This is a genomic window from Streptomyces sp. NPDC020965, assembly GCF_044333555.1.
Lineage (GTDB): Bacteria > Actinomycetota > Actinomycetes > Streptomycetales > Streptomycetaceae > Streptomyces.
The window spans coordinates 224,192-248,783 of the sequence record NZ_JBIRRE010000008.1; the positions used below are offsets into that span (position 1 = coordinate 224,192).

Genomic DNA, 24,592 nt, shown 5'->3' on the forward strand with positions numbered 1-24,592 from the left:
CACTACTCCACAAGGCCCGCGGTGGCGGACTGCATCTTCTTGGCCGCCTCTGCCGGGCTGGCCTTGCCCTGGGTCACCGACTCGATCGCGTCATCGATCTTGGAGCCGATCTCGGCCCACTGGGCGAGCGCCGGTATCGCCTTGGCGGTCTCCATCTGGGTGCGGAAGGTCTTGAGGTTCGGGTCGGCGGCGAGCTTGCCCTCGTTCCAGGCGGCTTTGTTGGCCGGCAGATCGGTGGTGCGCTCGTACCAGTCAGCCTGGCCCTTGGCGTCGGTGAGGTACTTGATGAATTCGCGGGCGGCGGCCTTGTGCTCGCTGTCCTTGGCGATGACGAGACTGGAACCGCCCGCGAAGGAGGTGGAGGAGGCGCCGGCGGGTATCGGCGCGGCGGCCCACTTGCCCTTCAGCTCGGGCTGGTTGTCAGCGATGTTAGTGGTCTGCCAGGGCCCGGACATGAACATCGGCACACTGTCGTTGCCGAAGTCCTTGATGACGTCATAGCCGGGCTGGACGCTCTTCTTGGCAAGGCCCTTCTCGAAGTACGAGGCGTACTCGGCGAGGGCCGTGACCGCGGCCTCGCTGTCCAGGGCGGGCTTACCGTCCTTGATCAGTTCGCCACCGGCCGAGTAGAAGAAGGGCAGCCAGTTCTGCCAGGCGTCGAGGTTGTAGGGCTGGAGGGAGATGCCCCACTTGGTGTCGGCCTTGTCCTGGTAGGCGGTCGCGAGCGCCGACATCTCCGCCCAGGTGGCGGGCGCCTTGGTGACACCGGCCTTGGCGGCCAGGTCGGTCCGGTAGTAGAGGACCCGGGTGTCGACGTACCAGGGGACTCCGTACACCTTGCCGTCGACGACATTGCCGTCCCAGGCGGCCGGGAAGAAATCGTCCTTCGCGAACTGCTCGGTGTCCACCGGTTCCAGGACGCCGAGCTCGGCGAACTCGCCCATGAAGGTGGAACCCATCTGCGTCACATCCGGCAGGGTGCCGGCCGCGGCGGCGGAGACCAGCTTCTGATGGGCGACGTCCCAGCCCACCGGGGTCACCTTCACCGTGACATTGGGGTTCTGCTTCTTGTAGGCGGCGGCGACGTCGCCGAGCTTCTCGCCCTCCGTACCCATCGCCCAGACCGTCAGGGTCTGCTTCTCGTCGGCCGAGAGCCCGGCCCCGCCCGAGCTGCCGCACGCGGAGATTCCGAACGTGGCCGCGAGCGCGACGGCGACCGAGGCTGTTCTGGCAGTGCGGTGCATGGGGCTCCTCCTTGAGCTTTCCGGCACGACGAACCGGTGATGTATGCGCTGCCTGTAAGCGCATACATCACCCTGCGACAGCGGCCCGGACATCCGCAAGAACCCTTGTGATCACGCTTCGGTAACGACGCGGACATCAAAACACCCGACCTCTGCACGCTAGGCCGGGTGTTTGCGAATCAGAAGCGGTTGTGACTTATTCCGCTTCTCCCCGCACACGTGGAGCGGGTGCGGCGGACGCCCGGGGACCGTCCGGGCCGCAGCCGCAGCTGGCCCGCCGGGCGACCGACACCGGGAGCATCAGCGAGACCGGATCGCGGGTGCGGTCCTGGAGACGCCGCACCAGAAGGCCCACCGCCTCCTCGCCGAGCCGCAGCATCGGCTGGCGCACAGTGGTCAGCGCCGGTCGCACGATCCGGCTCAGCGGGATCCCGTCGAAGCCGGCCACGGCGATGTCCTCCGGCACCCGCACACCGCGCCGCTCCAGGGCGTGCAACGCCCCCACCGCCATCTGGTCATTGGCGAACAGCATCGCCTGGGGGCGCTCCCCCGCCCGGTCGAGCAGCGTCTCGGCGGCTCGCGCGCCCTCGGCCCGGGTCATCATCACGCCCTGAACCGCCGGCTCGTCGGGCACCGGGAGGCCGGCGTCACGGCATGCCGCGCGGAAGCCGGCGAAGCGGGCCAGCGCATCCGGTGAATCCAGCTCGCCCCCGATGAACGCGAGCCGGCGCAGTCCGTGGTCCTCGATGAGATGGCGGGTGAGCTCACGTTCGCCATCCGCGTTGGCCACCTCGATATGGTCGAGGTGGTCGATCTCGCGCGGCCCGGCGAGCATCACCACCGGCAGCCGCCGGGAGATCACCTCCAGGTCCTCGGTGGGCACCGTCCGGGCGAGCACGGCGAAGCCGTCGACCCGCCCGGCGACCTGCTCCACCAGACTCCGCGGCCCGCTCTCCGGGGACGCGGCGATGAGCAGCGCGTAGCCATGGCGTCTGGCGGCCCGCTCCATCCCGCGCAGGATCTGGTCGAAATAGAGCATGACGCCGGAGTCGTCGTCCTCGGCGTCGACTCCGTCGGCCTCCGCGTCCGGGTCCGTGTAGTCGGGGAAGCAGAGTCCGAGCACGCCGGTGGTGCGGCTCGCGAGCCCCCGCGCGCTCCCGCTGGGGACATAGCCGAGTGCCCGCGCCGCCGCCAGCACCCGGTCCCGGGTCTGGGCGCGGACCGAGTCGGGGTTCCGATAGACCCGCGAGACCGTCGCGATGGAGACGCCCGACCGCTCGGCGACGTCGTACACAGTGGGAGTGCTCAACCGTCCGACCGTCCGCTTCTTCTGTCCTGTGATCGCTGTTCCGATCGCTGTTCTGTGCCGAATCGCGGTCGGAACACCCTGTGCTCGTGCGATTGAAAGCGCATTCACCCTAGGTCGCCCGGCTCCCGCCAAGCAAGGTGGTGGGCTCCTCTTCATCACTCCCGGGCCAGCACACAACTACTTTCGGCCACTGTCTAGATCGTGGGCCGCGGTCCCGGCGGCACCCTCGCACCGCGCGGGCCGAGGGCCGTAAGTTCGCGCCGGAGGGCACCCCTCCGCGCCCACGATCACCCGGTCCCCAGCCGGCCCTGTCGCCATCACCGCCGCGAACGCCGGAGGCTGCGACCGGACAAAGCGCACCCCGGGCCGCCCGGGTGGCCGGAAGAGACCGGTTCAGCCCGTGGCGGGCGGAGCGTGCACCGTGCGTCGCGGCACGTACCAGTCGGGACCGGCCGGATATCCCTCCAGGTTCCAGCTCCAGCTCAGGGTCGGGGCGATCCGTAGATAGGTGCCGGGGCCGACCAGTCCCACCCGGTCGAAGGGCTCCTCGGCCAGCCCGTAGATCCGCATACAGCGGGCGATGAACGGGTCCAGGGAGACCATGTCATCGATGACCAGGGCGACCTTCGGGTTCCCCGCCCGGACATTGCGGAATTTACGGGTCCCGGTGACGGCTCGCCCACCACCACCGACCCAGAAGTAGGCCCCGTCGAACTCATAGGCCACCGGAACCACGTCCGGCTGCCCGTCGGCCGCGACGCTCGCGAACCGCGCGAGCGGCTGGGACTGGAGATAGGCGATCTCCTCGTCGGTGAACTGCATGGCGGTGCGTCCTCTCTGACCCGCCCGCCGCGGGCCGGCGGGAGCGGTGCGCTGTTCCTCCTCACACCATCCGCCCGCCCCGGCCGGGACGACCGCCGAAATGCTCCATACGGCGTCCGGACCCCCCGCGGGGGCACCCCGTCTGACGGCGGGCGCCGGCCGGAGACTCGTATCGGCCAGTCGGTGTCCCATTCGAGCCCTCCGGCGATACACCGTCCGGGGGTACGGTGAGTGTTCCGTCCTTGGGCGAAGGCGACCCGGTCGGGGGGCCGGGCCGCCGGGGGGCGCATTCCCTCCCCCCGCGCGCCGAGCGACGGGTCGGGCCGTGCCGGGTACCGCGGGCGGGATAGCATCCCCGGCCGTGACGATCTCCTCCGACGACAGCATCCGGCCCTTCCGTATCGATATCCCGCAGAGCGATCTGGACGATCTGTGGCAACGCCTCGACCGCACCCGCTGGCCGGACGAACTGCCCGGCGTGGGCTGGGATTACGGGATGCCCCTCGGCCGTCTCCAGGAGCTCGTCCGGTACTGGCGGCACGGCTACGACTGGCGGGCCGCCGAGGCGGCGCTCAACGAGTGGCCCCAGTTCACCACGGTCATTGACGGGGCGAACATCCACTTCGCCCACATCCGCTCGCCCGAACCGAACGCCACCCCGCTGATCATCACCCATGGCTGGCCGGGCTCCATCGCCGAGTTCCTGCGGATCGCCGGCCCCCTCACCGACCCCGCCGCCCACGGTGGCGACCCCCGTGACGCCTTCCATCTGGTCGTGCCCGGCATCCCCGGCTTCGGTCTCTCCGGACCGACCCGCGACAAGGGCTGGGAGCCGCGCCGGATAGCGGCGGCGTTCGGGGAGCTGATGCGCAGACTGGGCCATGAGCGGTACGGGGCGCAGGGCGGCGACTGGGGTTCGGCGATCTCGCGGGAGCTGGGGCGGACCCATCCGGACCGGGTCATCGGCGTACATCTCAATCTGCTGCCGGGCGGTTCCGTCACCGCCGAACCCGGCCCCGGGGAACTGGCCGCCCTCTCCCCGGCCGAGCGGGAACGGACGCTGGCGTCCTGGCGGCGCGGCCGGGAGTGGAGCCGGGACCGGCAGGGGTACGCCGATATCCAGGCGACCCGGCCGCAGACCCTCGCGTACGGCCTGACCGACTCCCCCGTCGGTCAACTCGCCTGGATCGCGGAGAAGTTCCACGAGTGGGCGGACACCCGGAACCGCCCGGACGGCGCCATCGACCGCGACCTGCTGCTCACCACGGTGATGCTGTACTGGCTCACCGGGACGGCCGGGTCAGCCGCCCGTATCTACTACGAGCGCGCGCACGCCGACTACTTCGGCGAACCGCCCGCCCCGTCGACCGTGCCCACCGCGCTCGCCGTCTTCCCGGAGGAGAACTTCATTCCGCTCCGGCATATCGCGGAGGAGACGAACACCATCGTGCGGTGGACGGAATTCGACCGCGGCGGGCACTTTCCGGCGATGGAGGAACCAGAGGCGCTGGTCGGTGACGTCCGGGCGTTCTTCCGTACGCTCCGCTCCCGGGAAGCGGACCGTACGGGATGACACCCCTTCCCGGGTCGCCGGCGAAGGCGGCCCGGGAAGCGTCCGATCAGGCGTCGAGCAGCGGAATCAACTGCTCCTCCTCGTAGCGGAGATGGCTCTCCAGCTCATCCGTGAGTCGTTCGACCTCCGGCAGCACCACCAGCGGATCGGCCCCGTCCACCCGAATGACCCGCTGGAGTTCCTCGATGAGGGCGGCGATCTTCTCGTGTTCCCGCCGCAGCCGGTCCAGCACCGGCGCCAGCTCGGGATGGCGCTCGCCGAGCATCGGGAACATGCCCTTGTCCTCGCCGGTGTGGTGGTTGTGCAGCCCCTGGCAGACGCTCAGGCAGTTGATCCGAAGCTGCGCGCCCAGACCGGGGCCGGAATCCGCTATCTCCTGCCGGATCAGGGCGAGTTCACTCCGGAATCCGTCGTGAATCAGCTTCACCGCATCGCCCCAAGAAGCCGCCGACACATTCGGGGGCCCGGCCGGGATCTCCGTCAGGGCGACGACGGGAATGATCCGCGAGGTCTTGGCCTGGTACTCGGCCCAGCCGGGGTCGGATTCGACCGCGCGGGCGAAGGCGCGGTCACGGTCGTCGCCGGTCAGGACGGCGGCCTCCGCGTCATAGGTGAAGACGCCGCTCTCGACGGTGACCCGGGGGACGGCCACCAGGTTGTGGTACCAGTCGGGATGGTGCGGCGCGCCCCCGGCCGACGCGATGACGAGCACGCTGTCGCCACCGTTGGGGAGATAGCCGACGGGAGTGGTGTGGCGGGCGCCGGACCGGGCGCCGGTGGTGGTCAGCAGGAGCAGCCGGCCCCCTTCGAAGGGGCCGCCGACGCGGCCTCCGTTGGCGCGGAACTCGTCGATGATCCGCTGGTTGAAATCGTTGGGCATTCGCTTCTTTCTCTGTGGTTCTGCGGAGACCGCGCACCGCGTACGGGCATGGCGAACAGCCGCCCGGAGGCGGACGCGGACATGAGGAATCGAGCCGGCACGCTCACGCGGCGTGCGGCGTTACGGGGGCGGGGCGGTGTGGTGGGACCGGGCGCGCCGAACAGCACGACGGGCCCACGGAACACACTGAGGAGACTGGATACACCGAATACACCGAGCACGAGCGCACGGAACACGCGGAATGAACACGCGAGAGCGCAGAACAGATCGCACACGGCACACGGTGTACGGAGGGAAAAGGCGGGGCTCGCGCCCGCCCCGGCATCACGCCGAGGCCGGGAACCCTACTCGCTTGTGGCACATGGCCGACCCGGCAGTCACATCGGGGATGTTATCGGCTCGAACAGGTGATGGGCAATGCCGATATCCCCCGCCGATGGTCCGGCGCCGCGCGGATTGATCACGGCGGGATCGACGTACCGGCCGCCGCCCGAGACAGAAGAACACCTCGGCCGCGTATGCCTCGTTGAATTCGAGGACGCTCAACCACTCGGCTTCCCGGCCGGACTTCCGCAGCGCCCCCGCCCACGGGGACCGCGCACGGGGAGCAGCCACGGGACTCCGATTCGCGGACGGGTCTCTCGACGGCGACACGATCGGGTGCCGCACGGGTCGCCACCGGCCGGATCATGCGCACCGGCATCCGCGTCGGCACCGGCCTGGCGATGTACGCGGCCTCGACGGGCCGTGTGCCGCTGGTGAAGTTCCCGGCCGGGGAGCGCGCCGCGCCGCCCGCGTCCTTGCGGATGACAGGCGCTGACGCGCCGGACGATCACCGCGCGGCCGTGGCGGTGCCCCACCTCACATCTCCGTACGGAGACGGCCGGGGAACAACACGGGCGAGTCGCCCGTTGAACCGTATGCGGCTACGGAGGGGCAGTGTCCCCGGGCCCACACCCGGCCCATGGGGAAGATCGTTCGGCTGAAGCCCCATGGCGCCCCTCGCCGAGAGGCGACCGCCCTCCGTGACCGTGCTGTACCGCCCCGGCTGGTCCCCCCCGTCCAGTCGGGGCTCCTTCGTTCTCCGGACCTGGTCCGGGAGCCGTGGGTGCCGGAGCGTACGGCGCCCGGGGCCGCGGAATCCGGCCCGGCGTCGCCGGCCCCCGCCCGGATCCCCCACCGCACCTCGGGGGCGTCCGGAAGTCACCCCGACGCGGCGCTCGCCCCCGTGCGCCCCCTTCACACACCAGCAGCCGGGAAACCGGTCCTGACGCGTTTCCGCCCTGCGGTGGGAGAAGCCGGTGGGCTACCGTTCGGCGGTCGCGCGCCGACGACCGCGGCGGACGGAGCACGGCGAGCGAGCCACCGCGGCGAGGGGGCCGGATGAACGCGTGGACAGTGCCCGGATACACGGAGTCCCGGGAATTGGGTTCCGGCGCCAGCGGGCGGGTCGTCCTGGCCGTCCACGACGCCACCGCATTACCGGTGGCGGTCAAATATCTCGCCGAACGGCTCCGGACCAACATCACCTTCGTCCGGGACTTCCGCCGGGAGGCACAGCTCATCGGCGGGCTCGCGTCACCGTATGTGGTGAGCCTGTACGAGTATGTCGAGGCGCCCGGCGGTGCCGCCATCGTCATGGAACTGATCGACGGCATGGCCCTGCGGGCACTGCTGCGTCAGGAGGGGGCCACCGGACCCGAGGCGGCTTTGGCGGTGCTCAAGGGCTCGCTGCTGGGGCTGGCGGCCGCACACCGGGCGGGTGTGGTGCACCGCGACTACAAGCCGGAGAACGTCCTGGTCTCGGCGGACGGTCTGTCCGCGCTGGTCGACTTCGGTATCGCCGTCGGCAGCGGTTCGCTGTCCGAGGTGGCCGGGACCCCCGCGTACATGGCCCCGGAGCAGTGGCAGGGGGAGCCCGCCTCGCCCGCCGCCGATGTCTACGCGGCGACCGCGGTGTTCCACGAGTGCCTGACCGGGAACAAGCCGTACACCGGGGGGACCGTCGCCGAGCTGGCGCTCCAGCACATCGACGCGCCGATCCCCGACCAGGACGCGCCGGAGGCGGTACGCCCGCTGATCAGACGCGGACTGGCCAAGAACCCCGCGGATCGGCCGGTGGACGCCACGGCGTTCGTCGCGGAACTGGAGGAGATCGCCGGCGCTGCGTACGGCGCGGACTGGGAGGAACGGGGACAGCGCAGACTCGCCGCGCTGGCCGCCCTGCTGCCGCTGCTCCTCCCCTCATCGATCGGCGGCGATGCGGCCGGCACCACCGATACGGCGACCACGACGCTGGGCCCGGGGGCCGGTGTCCCGGGCCGCGCCCACGTCGTGCGGCGGGCCGGGCGCGGCAGACGGGGCGCCGGCTCCGGAGGGCGTGGCAGACGTGTCGGGCGGAGCGGGCATGGCTCCGGCTTCGGCTCCGGCTTCGGCTCCGGCTCCGGCTCCGGCTCCGGGAGATGGAGCAGGAGCGGGAGCAGGAGCGGGCGGGGCGCCGGTTCGGCGTCGAGCCGGTGGGGTGTGCCGACCGGCCCGGCCGCCCTGGTGGTCACCGCGCTGGTGGTGCTCGCCGGGTCGCTCTCCTTCGTCTTCGCCGTGGCGGGCGGGCCGTCCGGCCGGCCGGTCTCGCGCGCCCTCGCCACTACCGGCGCGACCCCCGCGGCGGGAACCAGCACCCCAGCACCGCCGACCCCCGGCACCCCGGTCCCGGTCGCCCCGTCGTTCCGGTCCGATCCGTCCCGGTCCGGCCCTGCCCCGCGCCTCATCGGTGATCCCCCGACGCCCCCGCCGACACGGAACCCGGCACCCGGACCCGGGGCACCCGCGCCGGGGCCGGGAACACCGTCCGCCGCCCCCACTCCCCGGCCCTCCTCCTCGAGGTCGGAACCCACGCCGACCGCGTCACCCGAACCGAGCCCCACCGGTTCCACCACCCCTCCCGCGACGCGCGTGAAGTCCGTCTCGGTCAGCGATCTGCGGCTGACGGCCAGGGCGGGCGCGGCGGCCACCGTCGTGGTCACGGCGGACGGGACCGGCCCGATCACCGTCACCGTCACCTGGTTCACCAGCGACACGCCGGAAGAACTCGGCACGCCCGACGGGACGGAGACCTTCCGGCGCAGCGGTGCGCGGGAGTACACCATCACACCGCTCCACACGTTCCGGGGGAACGGCTGCTACGTCGGAGTGCGGGCGACGACCGATCCCGCCGCCGGGAACGGCGCAGCCTCGCAGCAGATCAGCCGGGGGTGCTCGGTCGGATGAGCGATTCCCATTCCTCCCGTGAAAGGGGCGACGGGCCCGGAGACGGCGCCCCGGACGGAGACGTGGGCGACGACGACGGCTACAGCGCAACGGCACTCGGCAGCCACTGGTTCGAGCGTCCCGAGTCCCGCCCCACGCGGGAGCCCCGCACGGAGCCGATCGCCGTTCCCGGAACCGGAGCGGAGCCCCGTACCGAACCGAATGCCGTCGCGAAGTCCGACCCGGACGCCCGACCGACCACCATCGCGGAACAACCGGAACCGGAACCGGAACCGGGGGCAGGAGCGAAGGCGGAACCGGGGGCCGGCTCAGGGCGCCGGCCCGGGCCCGTGGACCGGCCGGACTCCGGGAGCGCCACGCCGATCGGGCGCGCCCCGCACTTCGACGCCGTTCCCGACCGGGTGGAGGGCGAGGTGCTCCGCTTCGGCCCCGGTGTGCCCCCGCGCCCCCCGGGCACCACACCCGCCCCCGCCCCCGCCCCCGCACCCGCTCCCCGGGACGGCGTCACCACCGCCGTCTGGCACGGCGCCGTCGGCGGGGCGCGCCCCGGACCCCCGCGCGGGCACCGTCGCCGACCGCGCCGGTACCTCCTGGCCGCGACGCTACTGGTGGCCGTACTCGCCGCACTCGCCTGGCAGCGCTACGGAACCCCCCTCTCGGTGACACGGGTGCGCGTCCAACCCCCGGCACCCGCACCGGGCTGCGACGGCACCGCCGACGTGGTCGGATTCGTCCGCACCAATGGCCGACCGGGCACCCTCGTCTACCGCTGGGAGCGCAGCGACGGCACCGCATCCGGCCAACTGCGGGAGAAGCTGAGCCGAGGTCAGGAGGAGGCCAAGGTGAGCCTCTTGTGGTCGTTCCGCGGCCGGGGCGAGTACCGCGCGAGCGTCGAGCTGAGGATCATCTCGCCGTCGGCCCACCGGTCCACCACGCGATTCGTCTACCGCTGCGACTGATCCGGCCGCGGCGGCGGCGAATCACCCCGCCCAACCCCGCCCTCCATCTCGTCTTCTTGACGACAATCGGGGAAGTCTCCGCCGAACCACGGGGACGGCACGGCCGCGGCCGCGCGACAGCCAACACCCACCACCCGAGCACCCATGAGCCCCCCGAAATTGCCATGAGCCACCCCAAGTCGCCATGAGCACACCATGAGCCGTCGCCCACTTCCCCGAGCCGGCACGACAGCCATCTGTCGTACAGCCGTGCGAGAAACGGAGGCGGAAGCTCCGACCTGGCAAGCCGACCGTACAGAATCAGACAGTCGGGCACGGCGGCCAAAAGGTGTCGACAGCCCCCATAGTGGCCCTCCGGGAGGCCATCGCGCGCCCCCCTTCACGCCGTCCGGGAACCCTGGTCGAGCCCTTCGAGCCCCCTCCGCCGGAGCGACGGGAATCCACCACACCCGTCGAGCGACACGCCGGGCCCGGCCACCGCACCCGGAGGACGGCACTCGGCGGACCCGGCCCCGGGTGAGCCCGCGTCAGCTCTCCTCGCCCTCGCCGGTGGCACCTTCCTGAGCAGCGGCGACAGCGGGAGGCGGACGCCGAGCACCCGACCGCCCGGGCCGCCCGGACCCGCCCGGACCGCCTGACCGAACGATCCGTCGACACCATGCGCCCCTCCGGCCGATGCTTCCGACGGGCCGCGCCCGGAGCATCCCCGACGACCGGAGCGCGCCCACGCGTCAACACCCCGGACCGGTCCGCACCGCCACCGACCGCGCACGAGCGTCCGAAAGCCGATCTTGTCGCACCGCCATCCGGAGTCCAGGATTCCTATCGCACCGGTTGACAGGCCCATGACCAAGCCAGGCCATGCGTCCCTGTCCGGCGCGTTCCCCACGGCCCGTCCCCCACCGGGCCCCGGATCCCTCACCGGAGGAAACACCAGTGAAGATCAAGCGCCTCTCCCCCCACGGCGGCGTCACCACCCGGCGCGTACGGCTTCTCGCCGTCGCGGCCGGGCTGGTCACCGTCTCCGCGCTTGCCGTTCCGGCCGCCGTCGCCGAGCCGGGCGACGGCGGCCGGGCCACCACGGCCCAGCTCGCGCAGGTCGGCGACGCCGTCCTGGACGCCGATATCGCCGGCACCGCCTGGTACACCGACAAGACCACCGGCAAGGTCGTCGTCACGGCCGACCAGAGCGTGTCGGCCGCCGAGATAGCCGCGCTCGAAAAGGCCGCGGGCGCCCGCTCGGGCGCCTTGGAGATCAAGCGCACTGCCGGAAAATTCAGCAAGCTCATCGCCGGCGGCCAGGCCATCTACACGGGCGGCAGCCGCTGTTCCCTCGGTTTCAATGTCGTCAGAGGCGGCACCTACTACGCGCTCACCGCAGGCCACTGCACCAACAACGGCTCCACCTGGTACACCGGGCCCAACAGCTCCGGCCTGCTCGGCAACCGTACGGGCTCCAGTTTCCCCAACAACGACTACGGCATCATCCAGCACTCCAACCCCGCGGCAGCCGACGGCCGGGTCTCCCTCTACAACGGCACCTTCCGCGACATCACCGGCGCCGCCAACGCGACCGTCGGACAGTCCGTCCAGCGCAGCGGCAGCACCACCGGTCTGCGCAGCGGCCGGGTCACCGGCCTGAACGCGTCGGTCAACTACGGCAGCGGCGACGTGGTCCACGGCATGATCCAGACCAATGTCTGCGCCCAGCCGGGCGACAGCGGCGGCGCCCTGTTCTCGGGCAGCACCGCGCTGGGGCTGACCTCCGGGGGCAGCGGCAACTGCACCTCGGGCGGCACCACGTTCTTCCAGCCCGTGACGGAGGCGCTGAACGCCTACGGCGTGAGCATCGTCTGACGAGGACCCGCAAGAGCCGGAGCCCGGACTCGCACCCGAACTCGAACTCGAACTCGAACCAGAGGACCGGGCCGGGCAGCAGGACGGCGACACCACTGAGTCGGATCTGACGGTTCCGTCGTTCCCCTGGCGCCGGGGGAACGACGGAACCGTACGGTGCGTTCGCCGGCCGTCGACGCCAGCCCCCTCAGTCCGGCGTCGGCCCGTCCACCCTCCCGGAGCCGTCCACCCTCCCGGAGCCATCCGTCCTCCCGGAGCCATCCGCTCTCTCCGGGCCGGGTGCCGCACCGGGACGGGGCGGGCGCTCCGCCGCCGGGCGCAGGACCCGGTCGAGGAAGTCCCTGGTCCGCTCGTGCCGCGGATCGGTGATCACCCGCGCGGCGGGCCCCTCCTCGACGACCACTCCCCCGTCCAGGAAGACCACCCGGTCGGCGACCTCCCGGGCGAACCCCATCTCATGGGTCACGACCATCATGGTCATGCCGTCGTCGGCCAGCGTCCGCATCACCGACAGCACATCGCCGACCAGCTCGGGATCGAGGGCCGAGGTCGGTTCGTCGAAGAGCATCACCGCGGGGTCCATGGACAGCGCGCGGGCGATGGCCACCCGCTGCTGCTGTCCACCGGAGAGCACCGCCGGATAGGAGTCCGCCTTGTCGGCGAGTCCGACCCGCGCCAGCCGGTCCCGGGCCACGGCAGCCGCCCGCCCCCGGTCCCTGCCCAGTACCCGCCGCTGCGGAAGGGTGAGGTTCTCGACGACGGTGAGGTGCGGGAAGAGGTGGAACTGCTGGAACACCATCCCGATCCGGCGGCGCACCGCGTCGATGTCCACCTCGGGGTCGGTGACCTCGGTTTCCCCGACGAAGACCTGCCCCGCGGTGGGCTCCTCCAGCAGATTCACACACCGCAGCAGCGTGGACTTGCCCGACCCGGACGGCCCGATCACACAGACCACGTCACCGGACGCGACGTCCAGATCGACACCGCGCAGCACCTGATGGTCCCCGAACGCCTTGTGCAGCCCCCGGACCCGGATCGCCCGGTCGTCCGTCGGCCCGGTCGTCGTCGCTGCCATCGGGGTCCTCACTCGGCTCGCCGACCGCGCGCCTCAAGACGGCGTACGACCAGGCTCAGGGGCACGGTCACCAGGAGGTAGCACACTCCCGCGACCAGGATCGGGGTGGAGTTGGCGGTCTCGCCGGCGAGGTCCCGGCCAAATTTGGTCAGTTCCCGCTCCTCCAGCGTGACGCCGAGGAAGAGCACCAGCGAAGAGTCCTTGAACAGCAGCACGAGCTCGTTGGTCAGCGGGGGGACGACGATCCGGAACGCCTGGGGGACGACCACCGACACCATCGCCCGCGCATGGGAGAAACCGAGCGAGCGGGCGGCTTCCAGTTGTCCCTTGGGCACCGCCTGGATGCCCGCCCGGATCGTCTCCGCCATATAGGCGGCAGCGACCAGTCCGAGCCCGAGCGCGACCTTTCCGTACGTCCCGCCGGGGATCTCGGTGCCCGGAAAGGCCAACGGCACCGCCACCCCGACGAAGATGAAGATCAGCAGGGCCGGCAGGCCGCGGAAGAGTTCGATGTAGACGGTGGCGACCCACCGGTAGGGGGCGACGGACGACAGCCGCATCAACGCGATGAGCAGGCCGAGCACCAGTCCAAGGGCGAAGCCGGAGAGCGTGTAGACGACCGTGTTGCGCAGGGCGAGCGTGATGATGTCCGGAAACAACTCCGCCGCGATGTCCCACTGGGCGAATTGGTTCGCCAGCCGGTCCCAGTCGGCGAGCGCGCCGACCAGGACCAGCACCGCGACGAAGACGGCGTACTGGACGCCCCGGGACAACTGTCGGCGCCGGCGCCGGGTGAGCCGTGGGGTCACGGCGCGCTCTGGGGCAGCGGGCCGATCCACTCCTCGTAGAGCTTCTGGTACGTGCCGTCGGCGCGGGCTTCCTTGATCGCCCCGTCGATCGCGGCGAGGAGTTCCTCATTGCCCTTCTTCACCGAGACCCCGTACTGCTCGCCGGTCTCGATGTGCTGTCCGACGGTGAACGCGGCGGAGTTCCGCTTGTCCTTGAGCCAGCCGCGCACCACCGGATAGTCGATGACGACGGCGTCGACCTGCCCCGTACGCAGCCCGCTGAGGACCGCGTCGGAGCTCTCGAAGGCCACGGGGTCGAAGCCCTGTTCCTTGGCGTAGCTCTCGCCGGTCGTCCCGGCCTGCGCGCCGAGCTTCCGCTTCCCGGCCCGGATGTCGGCGAGTGAGCCGACACCGCTCTTCCGGGTAGCGAGCAGCGCCTGGGTGGCGTCGAAGTACGGCACGGAGAAGTCGACGTTCTTCTTGCGGTCGGCGGTGATCGTCATCCCGGCCGCCGCGAGATCGCACTCGCCGGAGTTGAGGAAGGCGCCGGTCTTGAAGTTCTCGAACGGCGTGTCCACGATCTTCTGCTCGACCTTGAGCCGCTTCGCCACCAGATCGATCAGGGACACATCGAATCCGACGATCGCGCCGTCCCGCTCGAACTGGAACGGCGGGTAGGGCAGATGGGTGCAGGTGGTCAGCCGGCCCTTCTCGACGACGGGAACACCACCCGCCGCCTCGGCCGCCCCCTCGCCCGATGAGCACCCCACGGCGAGGAGGAGTCCCAGGGCCACCGCCCCCGTACGGGCCCCGGCGGGTAAACCACCGGGCCTATTGCGCTGTCTTCCGGCCGTCCCGAGCACATGGACCTCCAGAGTGAGGAACAGAGTGAGGCAGGCGTGCGGGCGGGCGGTCGCCGGGGGCCAGGACGCTTCTGACGGATCAGAGACGCCCGGGACCGTCCGCCGGGAGATCGTAAGCGCGTCACCGGCCGGAGCGGGGGCGGTTCACGAGGCGTTCACAACCGGGTGAGCCCCCCGGCGGGGGCGTCGCCTAGGCTGTGACCCGACAGAGAGTTCGAGAGCGGCCGGGGGGACGGATGCCACAGCGCGTACGCCTGCTGGTGACGACCGCTCTGCCGGGCGTGCTGCTGGGTGTCTGGGTGGCCTTCATGGTCCTCGCCGGGGCGGCTCCCGCCACCGGCGCCGCGGTCACCCTCTCCGCGCCCTCCCTCGTGCCGGCCGCCCCCGCCCGGGTGGACGGTTCCCAGCGCGCCCCGTCCGCGCGGACCGAGGCCGGCCCCGCCCCCCTCATCGCGGCGCAGGAGACGGTCGCCGCCGACACCGGCAGCCGTCCGACCCTCACTCCCCCGGCCGCCGGCGGCGTCGTGACGTTCGGCTGGCAGCGACCGCTCGCCGGGGGCACCGTGGTGGGGCCGCGCCAGGAGCGCGCGCCGCCCCACCCCCCGTACAACCCTCGGCACACCCGCGCACCGCCCTTCTCCACGAGCGACTGACGATCCCCGGCGCCCCGGCGCGCCCGGTCCGTGGCCTGCCCACGACCGGAGCGGCCCCGGCGCACTCCGTCCTTCTCCGTCCGCGGCCGCCTCCGCCGAGGCGGGCCGCGTGCTGCCCGTGGAGCTTCTATGCGTTCTCGTGCCACGTTCTGGCGCGCGCTGTTCGCGCTCGCCATCATCGCCGTTTCCGTCTTCGTCGCACTGACCACCCCGCCCCGGCTGGGGCTCGACCTGCGGGGCGGCACCCGTATCGTCCTGGAGACCCGCGACTCCCCCACCGTGCGCGCCGACGCGGCGGCCACCGACCGGGCGTTGGAGGTGCTGCGCCAGCGCGTCGACGCGCTCGGCGTCTCCGAACCGTCGCTGGCGCGCTCCGGTGATCGCCGTATCGTCGTCGAACTGCCCGGTGTACGGGATCCCCGCGAGGCCGCCGAGGTCATCGGCCGTACCGCACAGCTCACCTTCCATCCGGTGCTGGGGGCGACGGCCGATCCGAAGACCACGCCGGCCGCGCCCGCCGCGGACGGTTCCCGGACCCTGCCGGACCCCGACGCCCCGGGGAGTTCGCTGCGGCTCGCGCCGCCCGCGCTGACCGGGGAGGGGGTCAAGGACGCCGAGGCGGTCCTCGACACCCAGTCGGGCCGGGGCTGGACCGTCGATCTGTCCTTCCGCGGCAAGGGCGAGGACTGGGCCAAGATCACCGGTCAGGCGGCGTGCGCGGCGCCCGGCGATCCCGCCCGCCGGGTGGCGATCGTCCTCGACGACGCGATCGTCTCCGCGCCCGGTATGGAACAGTCCGTGGCCTGTGGCGCGGGAATCACCGGGGGATCCGCACAGATCACCGGCGGGTTCAGCGCGGCGGAGGCTCGCGACCTGGCCGCGCTGGTCAAGGGCGGCGCGCTGCCGGTGCCGGTGACCGCCGTGGAGCAGAGTGTCATCGGACCGACGCTCGGCGCGGACGCGATCCGGGCCAGCGCGCTGGCCGCGGTGATCGGTCTGATCTGTACTGGAATCTTCATCATCGCCATCTACCGGCTGGTCGGAGCGCTCGCGACGATCGCGCTGGCGCTGTACGGACTGATCTCGTACGCGGCGATCGTGGCCATCGGCGCGACGCTGACGCTCCCCGGTCTCGCCGGGTTCGTGCTCGCGATCGGTATCGCCGTCGATGCGAACGTGCTCGTCTTCGAACGTGCCCGGGAGGAGTACGCCCTCGCGCGGAACGCGGATCTCCGTCGCCCGCTGCGGATCGGTTTCAGCCGGGCCTGGAGCGCGATCACCGACTCCCATGTGACGACCCTGCTCGCGGCGGGCCTGCTGTTCGTCTTCGCCATCGGCCCGGTCAAGGGCTTCGGCGTGACCCTCGCGGTGGGTGTGCTGGCGTCACTGGTCTCGGCGATGGTGATCACTCGGCTGCTCGCGGACTGGGCGCTGAACCGGGGGCCGGTCCAGCGGCGGCCCGCGCTCACCGGACTAACCACGACGGGCCGGGTACGGGCCTGGCTGGAGCGCCGGCCGCCTCGACTGATGCGGCACCGGCGACGCTGGCTCGGCATCTGTCTGGGGCTGCTGGTGTTCGCGCTCGCCGGGATCGGGGTGCGGGGTCTGGAGTTCGGCGTGGAGTTCACCGGCGGCCGGGTGGTGCAGTACACCGCCGAACGGCCAGTGGACGCGGATGCCGCGCGCGCGGCCGTCTCCGACGCCGGGTTCCCGCGCGCCGTCGTGCAGACGACGGGCGATGACGGCATCACGGTACGGACGGGTGAGCTGAGCAATCAGGAGCAGGAGGAGATCCGGGCGTCGCTGGGCGAGGTCGGCGGGAAGGTGACCGTCGAACGGGACGAACTCATCGGACCGAGCCTGGGCAGTGAACTGCGGACACATGCGCTGATCGCGCTGGCGGTGGCCGTCGCCGCTCAGCTCGTCTATCTCACCGTACGGTTCCGCTGGACCTTCGCCGCGTCGGCGGTCGCCGCGATGGTCCAGGACGTACTGCTGGTGGTGGGGCTCTTCGCCTGGCTGGGCAAGCCGGTGGACAGCGTGTTCCTGGCGGCGCTGCTGACGGTGGTCGGCTACTCGGTCAACGACACCGTCGTCGTCCTGGACCGGCTGCGGGAACTGCGCCGCGCCAAACCGAACGGGGCGTGGCCGGAGCTGGCGGACCGGGCGGTCGCACAGACCCTGCCCCGTACGGTCAATACGGGAATGGGCGCGCTGTTCGTCCTGATCGCGCTCGCGGTGCTCGGCGGGGACTCGCTGGCCGACTTCTCCGTGGCGCTGCTGGCGGGGGTGGTCATCGGGATGGCGTCAACGGTGTTCACCGCGATGCCCCTCGTGGTGAACCTCCAGCACCGGCATCCGGACCGGCCGCGCTCCCGGCCGACCCGGGTGCGGAAGCGCGGCGACACGGGGGCGGTGGTCTGACGGACCGGCGCACCGGCCGGGGCGGCGCTCCCGCCCCGGCCGGTGACCGGAGGTCCGCGGGCCGGCCGTGTGGTCCCCGCCGTGCCCCGGCGCGGGTGACGCGGGTCAACCATCCATGATCATGTACGGTCCACCGGGCCGTGGTGCAGTGTGGTCGGCCGACCGTGGTGCGGTGCGGTGCGGAAGGCCCCCACGGCGGCCTCGCTGGCGCGGGCCGCGAGGGGACCGTGTCCGAGCTCCGCAGTCGCAGGCCGTCATGCTGTGCGGTCCGCAGGCCGGGACGGGTGCGCGGTCAGCCGGCCGCGGTGATCGGGAAGACCAGTTCGGGCCGGTCCCAGCCGACGACCGGCGGGTTGGCCAGCACCGTACCGGTTCGGCGTGCTCCGACGCTGCGGTAGAAACCCTCGGCGGGCGGATGGGAGACCACCCGTACCTCCGTGAGTCCGGCGGCGCGGGCCTCGCCCACCATGTGCTCGACGAGAAGCCGGCCGATCCCGAGACCCTGCGCCGCGTCCGCGACGAACATCAGGTCGAGCTCGGCGGGGCCGAGCAGCAGGGCGTAGAAACCGAGCAGGGACCCGTCGTCGGCGACGGCCAGGAAGACCCGGTTGCTCTCGATGAAGTCGGGGCCCACCACGCATCCGGCGACGATCGACTGGTACCGGCCCTCGTAGGCGCTCGACCGGCGCACCAGATTCGTCAGCCGTTTGGCGTCCTGGGCGGTCGCCCGGTTGATCCGTGTACCGGTCCGGTCCGTCGCCCGCCGGGACGACGTCATGCGTGAAGCCATGCAAGGAGTATTACATCGGCCGGTCTCCGCGCCGGAGGGGCGGCCGGAGCACTCCGCGGACGACGGCCAACGCGGCCAACGCGGCCAACGACAGCGGGCGTCAACGGGCGTCAACGGGTGCCAACGGGCGTCGAGCGTCAACAGGCATCAGGCGACGGCGGGCGTCGGGCATTCCGCATCGGCGGGCGTCGGGCGTCAGCGGCGGAGGAAGAGGCAGAAGGGATGACCAGCCGGATCCTTCAGCACCCGGACGTCGTCCTGCGGCTGGACGGCGGCCTCCACCGCCCCGAGCCCGATCGCGTGCCGGGTCGCGGCGGCGAGATCGTCCACCTGGATGTCCAGATGCAGCATCTTCTGCTGTCTCCCCGGGGCCTCGGGCCACACCGGCGGCTCATAGTCCGGCTCGCCCTGGAGCGAGAGGCCCAGGGTGCCGTCCGGCGAGCGGAGGTGGACCCAGTTCGGTTCGCTCGCCCTCACCTCCCAGCCGAGGAGGCGCCGGTAGAAGTCGGCGAGGGCGGGGGCATCACGGCAGTCGACGACCACGCTCGCGAGGGAGAACCTGGGGCCATCGATGCCGGCCTCCGGGGATTCGGTCATCTTCCCTCCCGTCCTGGGCGCCGCCGCGGGCCCGTCCGGACGGATACCTGCTCGGCGGCGTGCGTCCGGAAACCGCCGAGGGCGTCCGGAACCGCCCGGGGATGACGGGAGTGGGGTCTGGTGCACGGGGAGCAGACGCGGTGGAATGTGCGCACGCTCCCCGCGTGATCGTCACCTTCCGGGACCTGGAGGCACGATGGCGAGACCCCACACAGCAGGTACGCCCGGCAGAAGGGCCGCGGGTACGGTGTGGCGGCTGGGGGTCGCCGCGCTCGCGGTCTCCCTGCTGGCCACGGTGCCCGCGCCGGCGGCGCGGGCCGATCGCGCCCCGGCCCTGCGGATCATCGACGACCGGACCGAGCCCGTCTTCTCCCGCGCCGAGGCGATCTCCCAGGTCGTGGACGTCGAGACGGAGACGGACAGCGACCACGACGGCACGCGTGACACCGTGCGGATGCGGATCCTGCGGCCGAAGGAGACCGACGCGGGACTGAAGGTCGCCACGATCGTCGAGGCGAGCCCGTACTGGGGCGGCGGGAACGACGTGCCGTTCCACCCGGTGGACCTGGACGAGGACGGACTGCCGTCCCGACGACTGGGGAACGAGACCCGACTGCCGGGGCTGATCGACACGTCCATGGCCACCGCGCCCTTCCCCGGCTACACCGACAACTACTTCCTGCCGCGCGGCTACGCGGTCGCCCAGTTGGACAGCGTCGGTACGGGGGGTTCGACGGGCTGCCCGACCGCGGGCGACCGGAACGAGACGCTCGGCGCGAAGGCGGCCGTGGACTGGCTGAACGGCCGCTCCCGGGGCTGGGACCCGCAGGGGCGACCGGTCGGCGCGGCCTGGTCGACCGGGGACACGGCCATGATGGGGATCTCCTACAACGGGACGCTGCCGATCGGCGTGGCCACCACGGGCGTCGAGGGCCTCAAGGCGATCGTGCCGATCGCCGCGATCTCGTCCTGGTACGACTACTACCGGGCGAACGGCGCGGTGGTGGCCCCTGGTGGATACCAGGGCGAGGAGCCCGATGTGCTCGCCAAGGGCGTCCACAGCCGCGCGGACCGGAAGATCTGTGCGCCCGTGCTCGACCGGCTGACGGCGGATCAGGGCCGGGCGACCGGCGACTGGAGCCGCTTCTGGGCGGACCGGGACTACCTCAAGGACGTCCACCGGATCAGGGCGGGGGTCTTCGCCGTCCACGGCGGCAATGACTGGAATGTGAAGACGCGGCACGTCGAACGACTGTGGGCGGCGCTCAAAGAACACGACGTACCGCGCAAGCTCTGGCTGCACCAGGCCGGGCACAACAATCCGATGCCGTTGCGGATGGAGGAGTGGCTGCGCCAGTTGCACCAGTGGTTCGACCACTGGCTGTACGGTCTGGACAACGGTGCTCTGGACGAGCCCCCGGTCGACGTCGAACAGGCCGGCTTCGACTGGCGCCGGCAGTCCGACTGGCCGGCGCGCGGTACCCGTGAGTTGACGCTGCGGCTGAACGCGGACCGGCTCAGCCCCCGGTCGGGGCCGCCGACACGGCGGACCCTGATGGACGCGGGGCGGACCCGCCGGGCGGAGTCGCTGGTGGCCGCGCCGGACACACCGGACCCCAACCGGCTCGGCTACACCACGGGGCCGCTACCGGACGAGCTGAGGATCAACGGCGTGCCGCGGGTCTCCATCCGGGCGTCGCTGAGCGGGACCTCCCCGTATCTGACGGCGCTGCTGGTCGACTACGGCCGTGACACCCGGGCGGTGGCGGGCACGGTGCCCGACACCTCGGAGCAGATCTGCTACGGACAGGGGGTCCCCGGGGACACCGGCTGCGCCTACCGGACCCGCCACCGGGTGGAGACGGCCGACTTCAAGATCGTCTCCCGTGGCTGGCTGGATGTCCGCAACCGGCATTCGATCGCCCGTCAGAGCCCGGTGGTGGAGGGGCGCGAGTACCGGTTCGCCTGGGACCTGCAACCGCAGGAGTACGTCTTCAAGAAGGGGCACCGGCTGGGCGTGGTCCTGATCTCGACGGACCACGACCACACCCTCCGGCACCAGCCGGGGACCCGGGTGACGGTACGCGACGGGGTCAGCGCCGTGACCCTGCCGGTGGCGCCTCCGACCACGCCCTGAAACTCCCGGTCAGCCGGGCGGGCACGTCCCCGAGGGGCGGCACTCGGACGGACCGGAGGTGGCGCCCGGCGTTCGCGGCGCGCCACCTCCCGGTCCGGTCGGCGCTCGCGGCGCGGACGCGTCAGGCCGCGCGCCAGTAACCGAGGGCGCTGACACGGTCCTTCGGGAGGGACAGTTCCTTCCGGGTGTAGGCGGTCAGGGCACGGGTGGTCGCCGTGTCGCAGGCGATCCAGACGTACGCGCCCGAGGGGTCGTCCAGCAGTCCGGGCAGCGTCGACTTGACCTCGGTGACCAGATGGCGGCCCTGGTCACGGCGCGGGACGCGGCGCAGTTCGTGGTGGTCGGCAAGTCGGAGCGGCAGTTCCTCGCCGGCGCCGTGGCTCGTCTCGAACCAGATCGTCGCCGGCACCTCGGGCAACGCTCCGAGCAGGGAGTTGATCGCCGGGAGCGAGGCGGGGTCGCCGATGACGAAGAGCCTGCTGGGCGCCGGGGCGGGGGCGGCGAAGCCGGTGCCTTGGAGCGTGGCCTCGACCGTGTCGCCGGGCTTCGCCCCGCGCGCCCAGTCACTGGCACGGCCGGCGTGCAGGGCGAACTCCATGCTGAAGGTCCCGGCGTCCGGGTCCGGGTCGACCAGGGTGTAGGCGCGCTGGTGCGGCCTCTCCCCGTTGTCGAACCAGACGCGGACCCACATGGTGGGGTGCGTCCCCGTCAGCGCCAGCATCCCGCCGTCGGTGAAGTGGATCCGGTGGAAGTGTTCGGTGACCTCTTCGGTCCCGGTCACGGTGAAGGTGAAGTCCTTGCCCCGCATCAGTTTGAGGACGACGCCCTCCCAGCCATGTCCCACGGCAGGCTCCTCCCCATCGGTCCGGTTCATCCACCGAACACTCGCGCGTCAACTTAGGTCACCCTAACCTAGAGAACTCCTCGGTCGGGGCCTAGCCGAGCCCGTCCCGGCCGGATGACGGGTGCGGGTGCGGGTGCGGGTGCGGGTGCGGCGGACGGTCCGGCCCGTCAGTCGGCCGTGTCCAGGAACCCGACCACCAGCGCGGCGAACTCGTCCGGCGACACCGTACGGGTGCCCAGCGTCTCCGCCTTCTCCCGCTTGGCCCCGGCGTTCTCCCCCGCGACCAGGAGCGAGGTGCGCCGGGAGACGCTGCCGGAGGACTTCCCCCCGGCCCGCTCGACGAGTTCGTTCATCTGGTTGCGGGACAGCCTCGCCAGCGCCCCGGTCATGGCCCCGGTGACGACGACCGTCATACCGGCCAATGGCCCCGCCCCGACGGCGGGCTCAGCCGTCGTGCCCTCCGCTCCCCCTTCTCCGTCAGCCGGAGGGATCGGCGGTGTTACCCCGGGCTCGGTCATGGTGACTCCGGCCGCGATCAGCTTCTCGATGAGCGGGGCCAGCGTGACCAGCTCGTCCACCACCATCCCGGCCTTCTCGGCCCCGATGCCGTCGACCTGCCGCAACGCCTCGGCGTCCGCCGTCCGTATATGCTCCATCGTGGCGAAGTGGCGCGCGATGCGGCGGGACATGGACCGGCCCGTACCCCGTACCCCGAGGGCGCAGAACACCCGGGAGAGCGGACGGCCCTTGGCCGCATCGATCGCCCGCAGGAGATTGTCCGTACTGGTCTCCCCCATCCGATCCAGCGCCAGCAGTCCTTCCCGGGTGAGCGTGAACAGATCGGCGAAGTCCCCCACGAGTCCCGCGTCGACGAGCAGACCGACACGGTTGGCGCCCAGCCCCTCGATATCGAGCTGATCGCGCCCGGCCGCGTAGGAGATGGAAGCCACCAGCCGGCAGTCCCGACCCCGGACGCACCGCCACCGCTGCTCGGAGGTGTCGATCCCCGATCCGCACTGCGGGCACAGCTCCGGGAAGACGATCGGCCGCTCGTCCCCGGTGCGCAGGCGGACGACCGGCGCCTCGACGCGCGGGATGATGTCGCCCGCCTTGTGCACCATCACCCGGTCGCCCAACCGCAGATCACGCCGGGTGATGTCGGCGGGGTTGTGCAGGGTGGCGTAGGTGACGGTCGATCCGTCGATCTCGACCGGCTCCAGCACGGCCCGCGGGGCGATGGCGCCGGTACGGCCCACATTCCACTCGATGCCGAGAAGAGTGGTGATCTTCTCCACCGCTGGCAGCTTGTAGGCGACCGCCCAGCGCGGGGCCCGGGACCCGGCACCCGCCGCGGCCCGGTCGGCCGCGAGGTCGGCCTTGACGACGATGCCGTCGATCCCGAACGGCAACCCGGGGCGAAGTGCCGCTATCTCGTCGACCCGGGCCTGGACGTCGCTCAGTCCGGTCAGAGCGCGCGGAGCGACATCGGTGGCCGCCGCGGTATGCACTCCCAGTCCGCCGACATATGCCAGCAGGGTGCTGTGCGGCCACTCGGTGAGCTGCCCGGCGAGAGTGGCGTCGGTCGCGGCCAGCGGCAGCGCGCCGTATCCGAAGAAGGTCATCTCCAGGCGGTAGGCGCGTTCCTTGGCCCGGAGGGTGCCCGCCGCGGCATTGCGCGGGTTGGCGAAGGGGGCGCCACCGTGGGCCGTCCGTACAGTATTGGCCAGCTCGAACTGGTCGTTCGTCATCAGGACTTCGCCGCGCACCTCCAGCGTGACGGCCTCGGCGAGCCGGTCCGGCAGTCCGACGACGCCACCGATCGCGTGCGAGACGTCCTCACCCGCGGTCCCGTCCCCTCGAGTGATCAACCGGGTGAGCCGGCCCTTCTCGTAACGGGCCGCTATCGCGAGACCGTCCAGCTTCGCCTCGACGCTCCACCGCTCGACGGGTCTGCCGATCCGCCGCTCCAGGGAGGCGCTCCAGGTCAGCAACTGCTCAGCGGAGAAGGCGTTGTCCAGTGAGAGCATGGGCGCCGTGTGCGGCACATCGCCGACGGCCGCGCCGCCGGCGACCTTGCCCGTCGGCGAGTCCGCGGAGACCTCACCGGGGTGGGCCTGCTCGTAGCGGGCGATACCGCGCGCCAGCCGGTCGTATGCGTCGTCGTCGAGGGTGCTCTCCCCCGTCGTGTAGTACGCGGCGGCGGCCCGGGTCGCGATCTCGACCGCCTCCGCGTAACCGGCCGGACCGGTGATCGGGTCGGCGCCGACGGACTCACACGGCGCGGGCACGGCCGGAACAGACACGGCCTGCGCGGGCACGGCCGGAACGTCAGCGGCGGGTGCGGCGGATACGGCCGCGACGGGAACGGCGGTCTGAGTCGTCATGTTCCCTATAGTGACGCCCCCCACTGACAACGGCTCTGACCTGCTACTCCACGCCGTATCGGCGATATCCGGACCCGGTCGGTGCGCCCCTGGTGGAAGCACATCCACCCGTTGTCCCACGGAGCG

The 24,592-nt window shown here is 71.8% G+C and carries 18 protein-coding genes; 7 read left to right on the forward strand and 11 right to left on the reverse strand.

Features of this window, described 5'->3' with window-relative positions; translation table 11 throughout:
• Positions 1 to 2 precede the first annotated feature (2 nt).
• From ACH4S7_RS24170 to ACH4S7_RS24180, 3 genes are all read right to left on the reverse strand, one after another.
• The gene (locus tag ACH4S7_RS24170) at positions 3 to 1,244 is read right to left on the reverse strand and encodes a sugar ABC transporter substrate-binding protein (RefSeq protein ID WP_398523338.1); all 1,242 of its coding nucleotides are present in this window, start codon (positions 1,242 to 1,244) and stop codon (positions 3 to 5) included.
• Between the two features lie 196 nt (positions 1,245 to 1,440).
• Complete coding sequence (locus ACH4S7_RS24175) at positions 1,441 to 2,553, reverse strand: LacI family DNA-binding transcriptional regulator (RefSeq protein WP_398523339.1); 1,113 nt, start codon at positions 2,551 to 2,553, stop codon at positions 1,441 to 1,443.
• Positions 2,554 to 2,946: 393 nt separating this feature from the next.
• Positions 2,947 to 3,375, reverse strand: coding sequence for a PPOX class F420-dependent oxidoreductase (locus ACH4S7_RS24180; protein ID WP_398523340.1), 429 nt, complete (start codon positions 3,373 to 3,375; stop codon positions 2,947 to 2,949).
• A 367-nt stretch (positions 3,376 to 3,742) separates the two neighbouring features.
• Between ACH4S7_RS24180 and ACH4S7_RS24185 the strand changes: the two genes are divergently transcribed.
• Positions 3,743 to 4,948: an epoxide hydrolase family protein gene (locus ACH4S7_RS24185; protein ID WP_398523547.1), complete on the forward strand. Its 1,206-nt coding sequence runs from the start codon at positions 3,743 to 3,745 to the stop codon at positions 4,946 to 4,948.
• A 46-nt stretch (positions 4,949 to 4,994) separates the two neighbouring features.
• Here ACH4S7_RS24185 and ACH4S7_RS24190 read toward each other — a convergent pair whose 3' ends face one another.
• A complete protein-coding gene (locus tag ACH4S7_RS24190; RefSeq protein WP_398523341.1) occupies positions 4,995 to 5,828 on the reverse strand; it encodes a nitroreductase/quinone reductase family protein in 834 nt (277 codons plus the stop codon).
• Between the two features lie 1,383 nt (positions 5,829 to 7,211).
• Between ACH4S7_RS24190 and ACH4S7_RS24195 the strand changes: the two genes are divergently transcribed.
• The 3 genes from ACH4S7_RS24195 to ACH4S7_RS24205 all read left to right on the forward strand — a co-directional run bounded on the left by ACH4S7_RS24195 (position 7,212) and on the right by ACH4S7_RS24205 (position 11,911).
• Positions 7,212 to 9,095, forward strand: coding sequence for a protein kinase (locus tag ACH4S7_RS24195; protein WP_398523342.1), 1,884 nt, complete (start codon positions 7,212 to 7,214; stop codon positions 9,093 to 9,095).
• Complete coding sequence (locus ACH4S7_RS24200; RefSeq protein WP_398523343.1) at positions 9,092 to 10,054, forward strand: hypothetical protein; 963 nt, start codon at positions 9,092 to 9,094, stop codon at positions 10,052 to 10,054. Before ACH4S7_RS24195 ends, ACH4S7_RS24200 begins: the two co-directional genes overlap by 4 nt.
• Before the next feature lie 936 nt (positions 10,055 to 10,990).
• On the forward strand, positions 10,991 to 11,911 hold the full coding sequence (locus ACH4S7_RS24205; protein WP_398523344.1) for a S1 family peptidase: 921 nt from the start codon (positions 10,991 to 10,993) through the stop codon (positions 11,909 to 11,911).
• Between the two features lie 187 nt (positions 11,912 to 12,098).
• Here ACH4S7_RS24205 and ACH4S7_RS24210 read toward each other — a convergent pair whose 3' ends face one another.
• From ACH4S7_RS24210 to ACH4S7_RS24220, 3 genes are read right to left on the reverse strand one after another with little or no spacing between them, the layout of a single operon-like run.
• Complete coding sequence (locus ACH4S7_RS24210; RefSeq protein ID WP_398523345.1) at positions 12,099 to 12,986, reverse strand: amino acid ABC transporter ATP-binding protein; 888 nt, start codon at positions 12,984 to 12,986, stop codon at positions 12,099 to 12,101.
• An 8-nt stretch (positions 12,987 to 12,994) separates the two neighbouring features.
• Positions 12,995 to 13,795, reverse strand: coding sequence for an amino acid ABC transporter permease (locus ACH4S7_RS24215; RefSeq protein ID WP_398523346.1), 801 nt, complete (start codon positions 13,793 to 13,795; stop codon positions 12,995 to 12,997).
• A complete protein-coding gene (locus ACH4S7_RS24220; RefSeq protein WP_398523347.1) occupies positions 13,792 to 14,568 on the reverse strand; it encodes an ABC transporter substrate-binding protein in 777 nt (258 codons plus the stop codon). Before ACH4S7_RS24220 ends, ACH4S7_RS24215 begins: the two co-directional genes overlap by 4 nt.
• Positions 14,569 to 14,873: 305 nt before the next feature.
• On the opposite strand from ACH4S7_RS24220, the gene ACH4S7_RS24225 reads away from it, so the two are divergent.
• Together ACH4S7_RS24225 and secD are read left to right on the forward strand one after the other, a co-directional pair.
• Positions 14,874 to 15,290: a hypothetical protein gene (locus tag ACH4S7_RS24225; RefSeq protein WP_398523348.1), complete on the forward strand. Its 417-nt coding sequence runs from the start codon at positions 14,874 to 14,876 to the stop codon at positions 15,288 to 15,290.
• A 129-nt stretch (positions 15,291 to 15,419) separates the two neighbouring features.
• The gene (gene secD, locus ACH4S7_RS24230) at positions 15,420 to 17,714 is read left to right on the forward strand and encodes a protein translocase subunit SecD (RefSeq protein WP_398523349.1); all 2,295 of its coding nucleotides are present in this window, start codon (positions 15,420 to 15,422) and stop codon (positions 17,712 to 17,714) included.
• Between the two features lie 292 nt (positions 17,715 to 18,006).
• Here secD and ACH4S7_RS24235 read toward each other — a convergent pair whose 3' ends face one another.
• On the reverse strand, positions 18,007 to 18,504 hold the full coding sequence (locus tag ACH4S7_RS24235; RefSeq protein WP_398523350.1) for a GNAT family N-acetyltransferase: 498 nt from the start codon (positions 18,502 to 18,504) through the stop codon (positions 18,007 to 18,009).
• Between the two features lie 195 nt (positions 18,505 to 18,699).
• Positions 18,700 to 19,101, reverse strand: coding sequence for a VOC family protein (locus tag ACH4S7_RS24240; RefSeq protein WP_398523351.1), 402 nt, complete (start codon positions 19,099 to 19,101; stop codon positions 18,700 to 18,702).
• A 196-nt stretch (positions 19,102 to 19,297) separates the two neighbouring features.
• Between ACH4S7_RS24240 and ACH4S7_RS24245 the strand changes: the two genes are divergently transcribed.
• Positions 19,298 to 21,238 carry a Xaa-Pro dipeptidyl-peptidase gene (locus ACH4S7_RS24245; RefSeq protein ID WP_398523352.1) on the forward strand — a complete coding sequence of 647 codons (1,941 nt, stop codon included), beginning with the start codon at positions 19,298 to 19,300 and terminating at the stop codon, positions 21,236 to 21,238.
• 121 nt (positions 21,239 to 21,359) lie between these two features.
• Here the strand turns inward: ACH4S7_RS24245 and ACH4S7_RS24250 are convergent, their stop codons facing one another.
• Together ACH4S7_RS24250 and ligA are read right to left on the reverse strand one after the other, a co-directional pair.
• The gene (locus ACH4S7_RS24250) at positions 21,360 to 22,082 is read right to left on the reverse strand and encodes a siderophore-interacting protein (RefSeq protein ID WP_398523353.1); all 723 of its coding nucleotides are present in this window, start codon (positions 22,080 to 22,082) and stop codon (positions 21,360 to 21,362) included.
• Positions 22,083 to 22,249: 167 nt separating this feature from the next.
• Positions 22,250 to 24,466 (reverse strand): NAD-dependent DNA ligase LigA, encoded by a 2,217-nt coding sequence (gene ligA / locus ACH4S7_RS24255; protein ID WP_398523354.1) that lies wholly within the window; start codon positions 24,464 to 24,466, stop codon positions 22,250 to 22,252.
• Positions 24,467 to 24,592 lie beyond the last annotated feature (126 nt).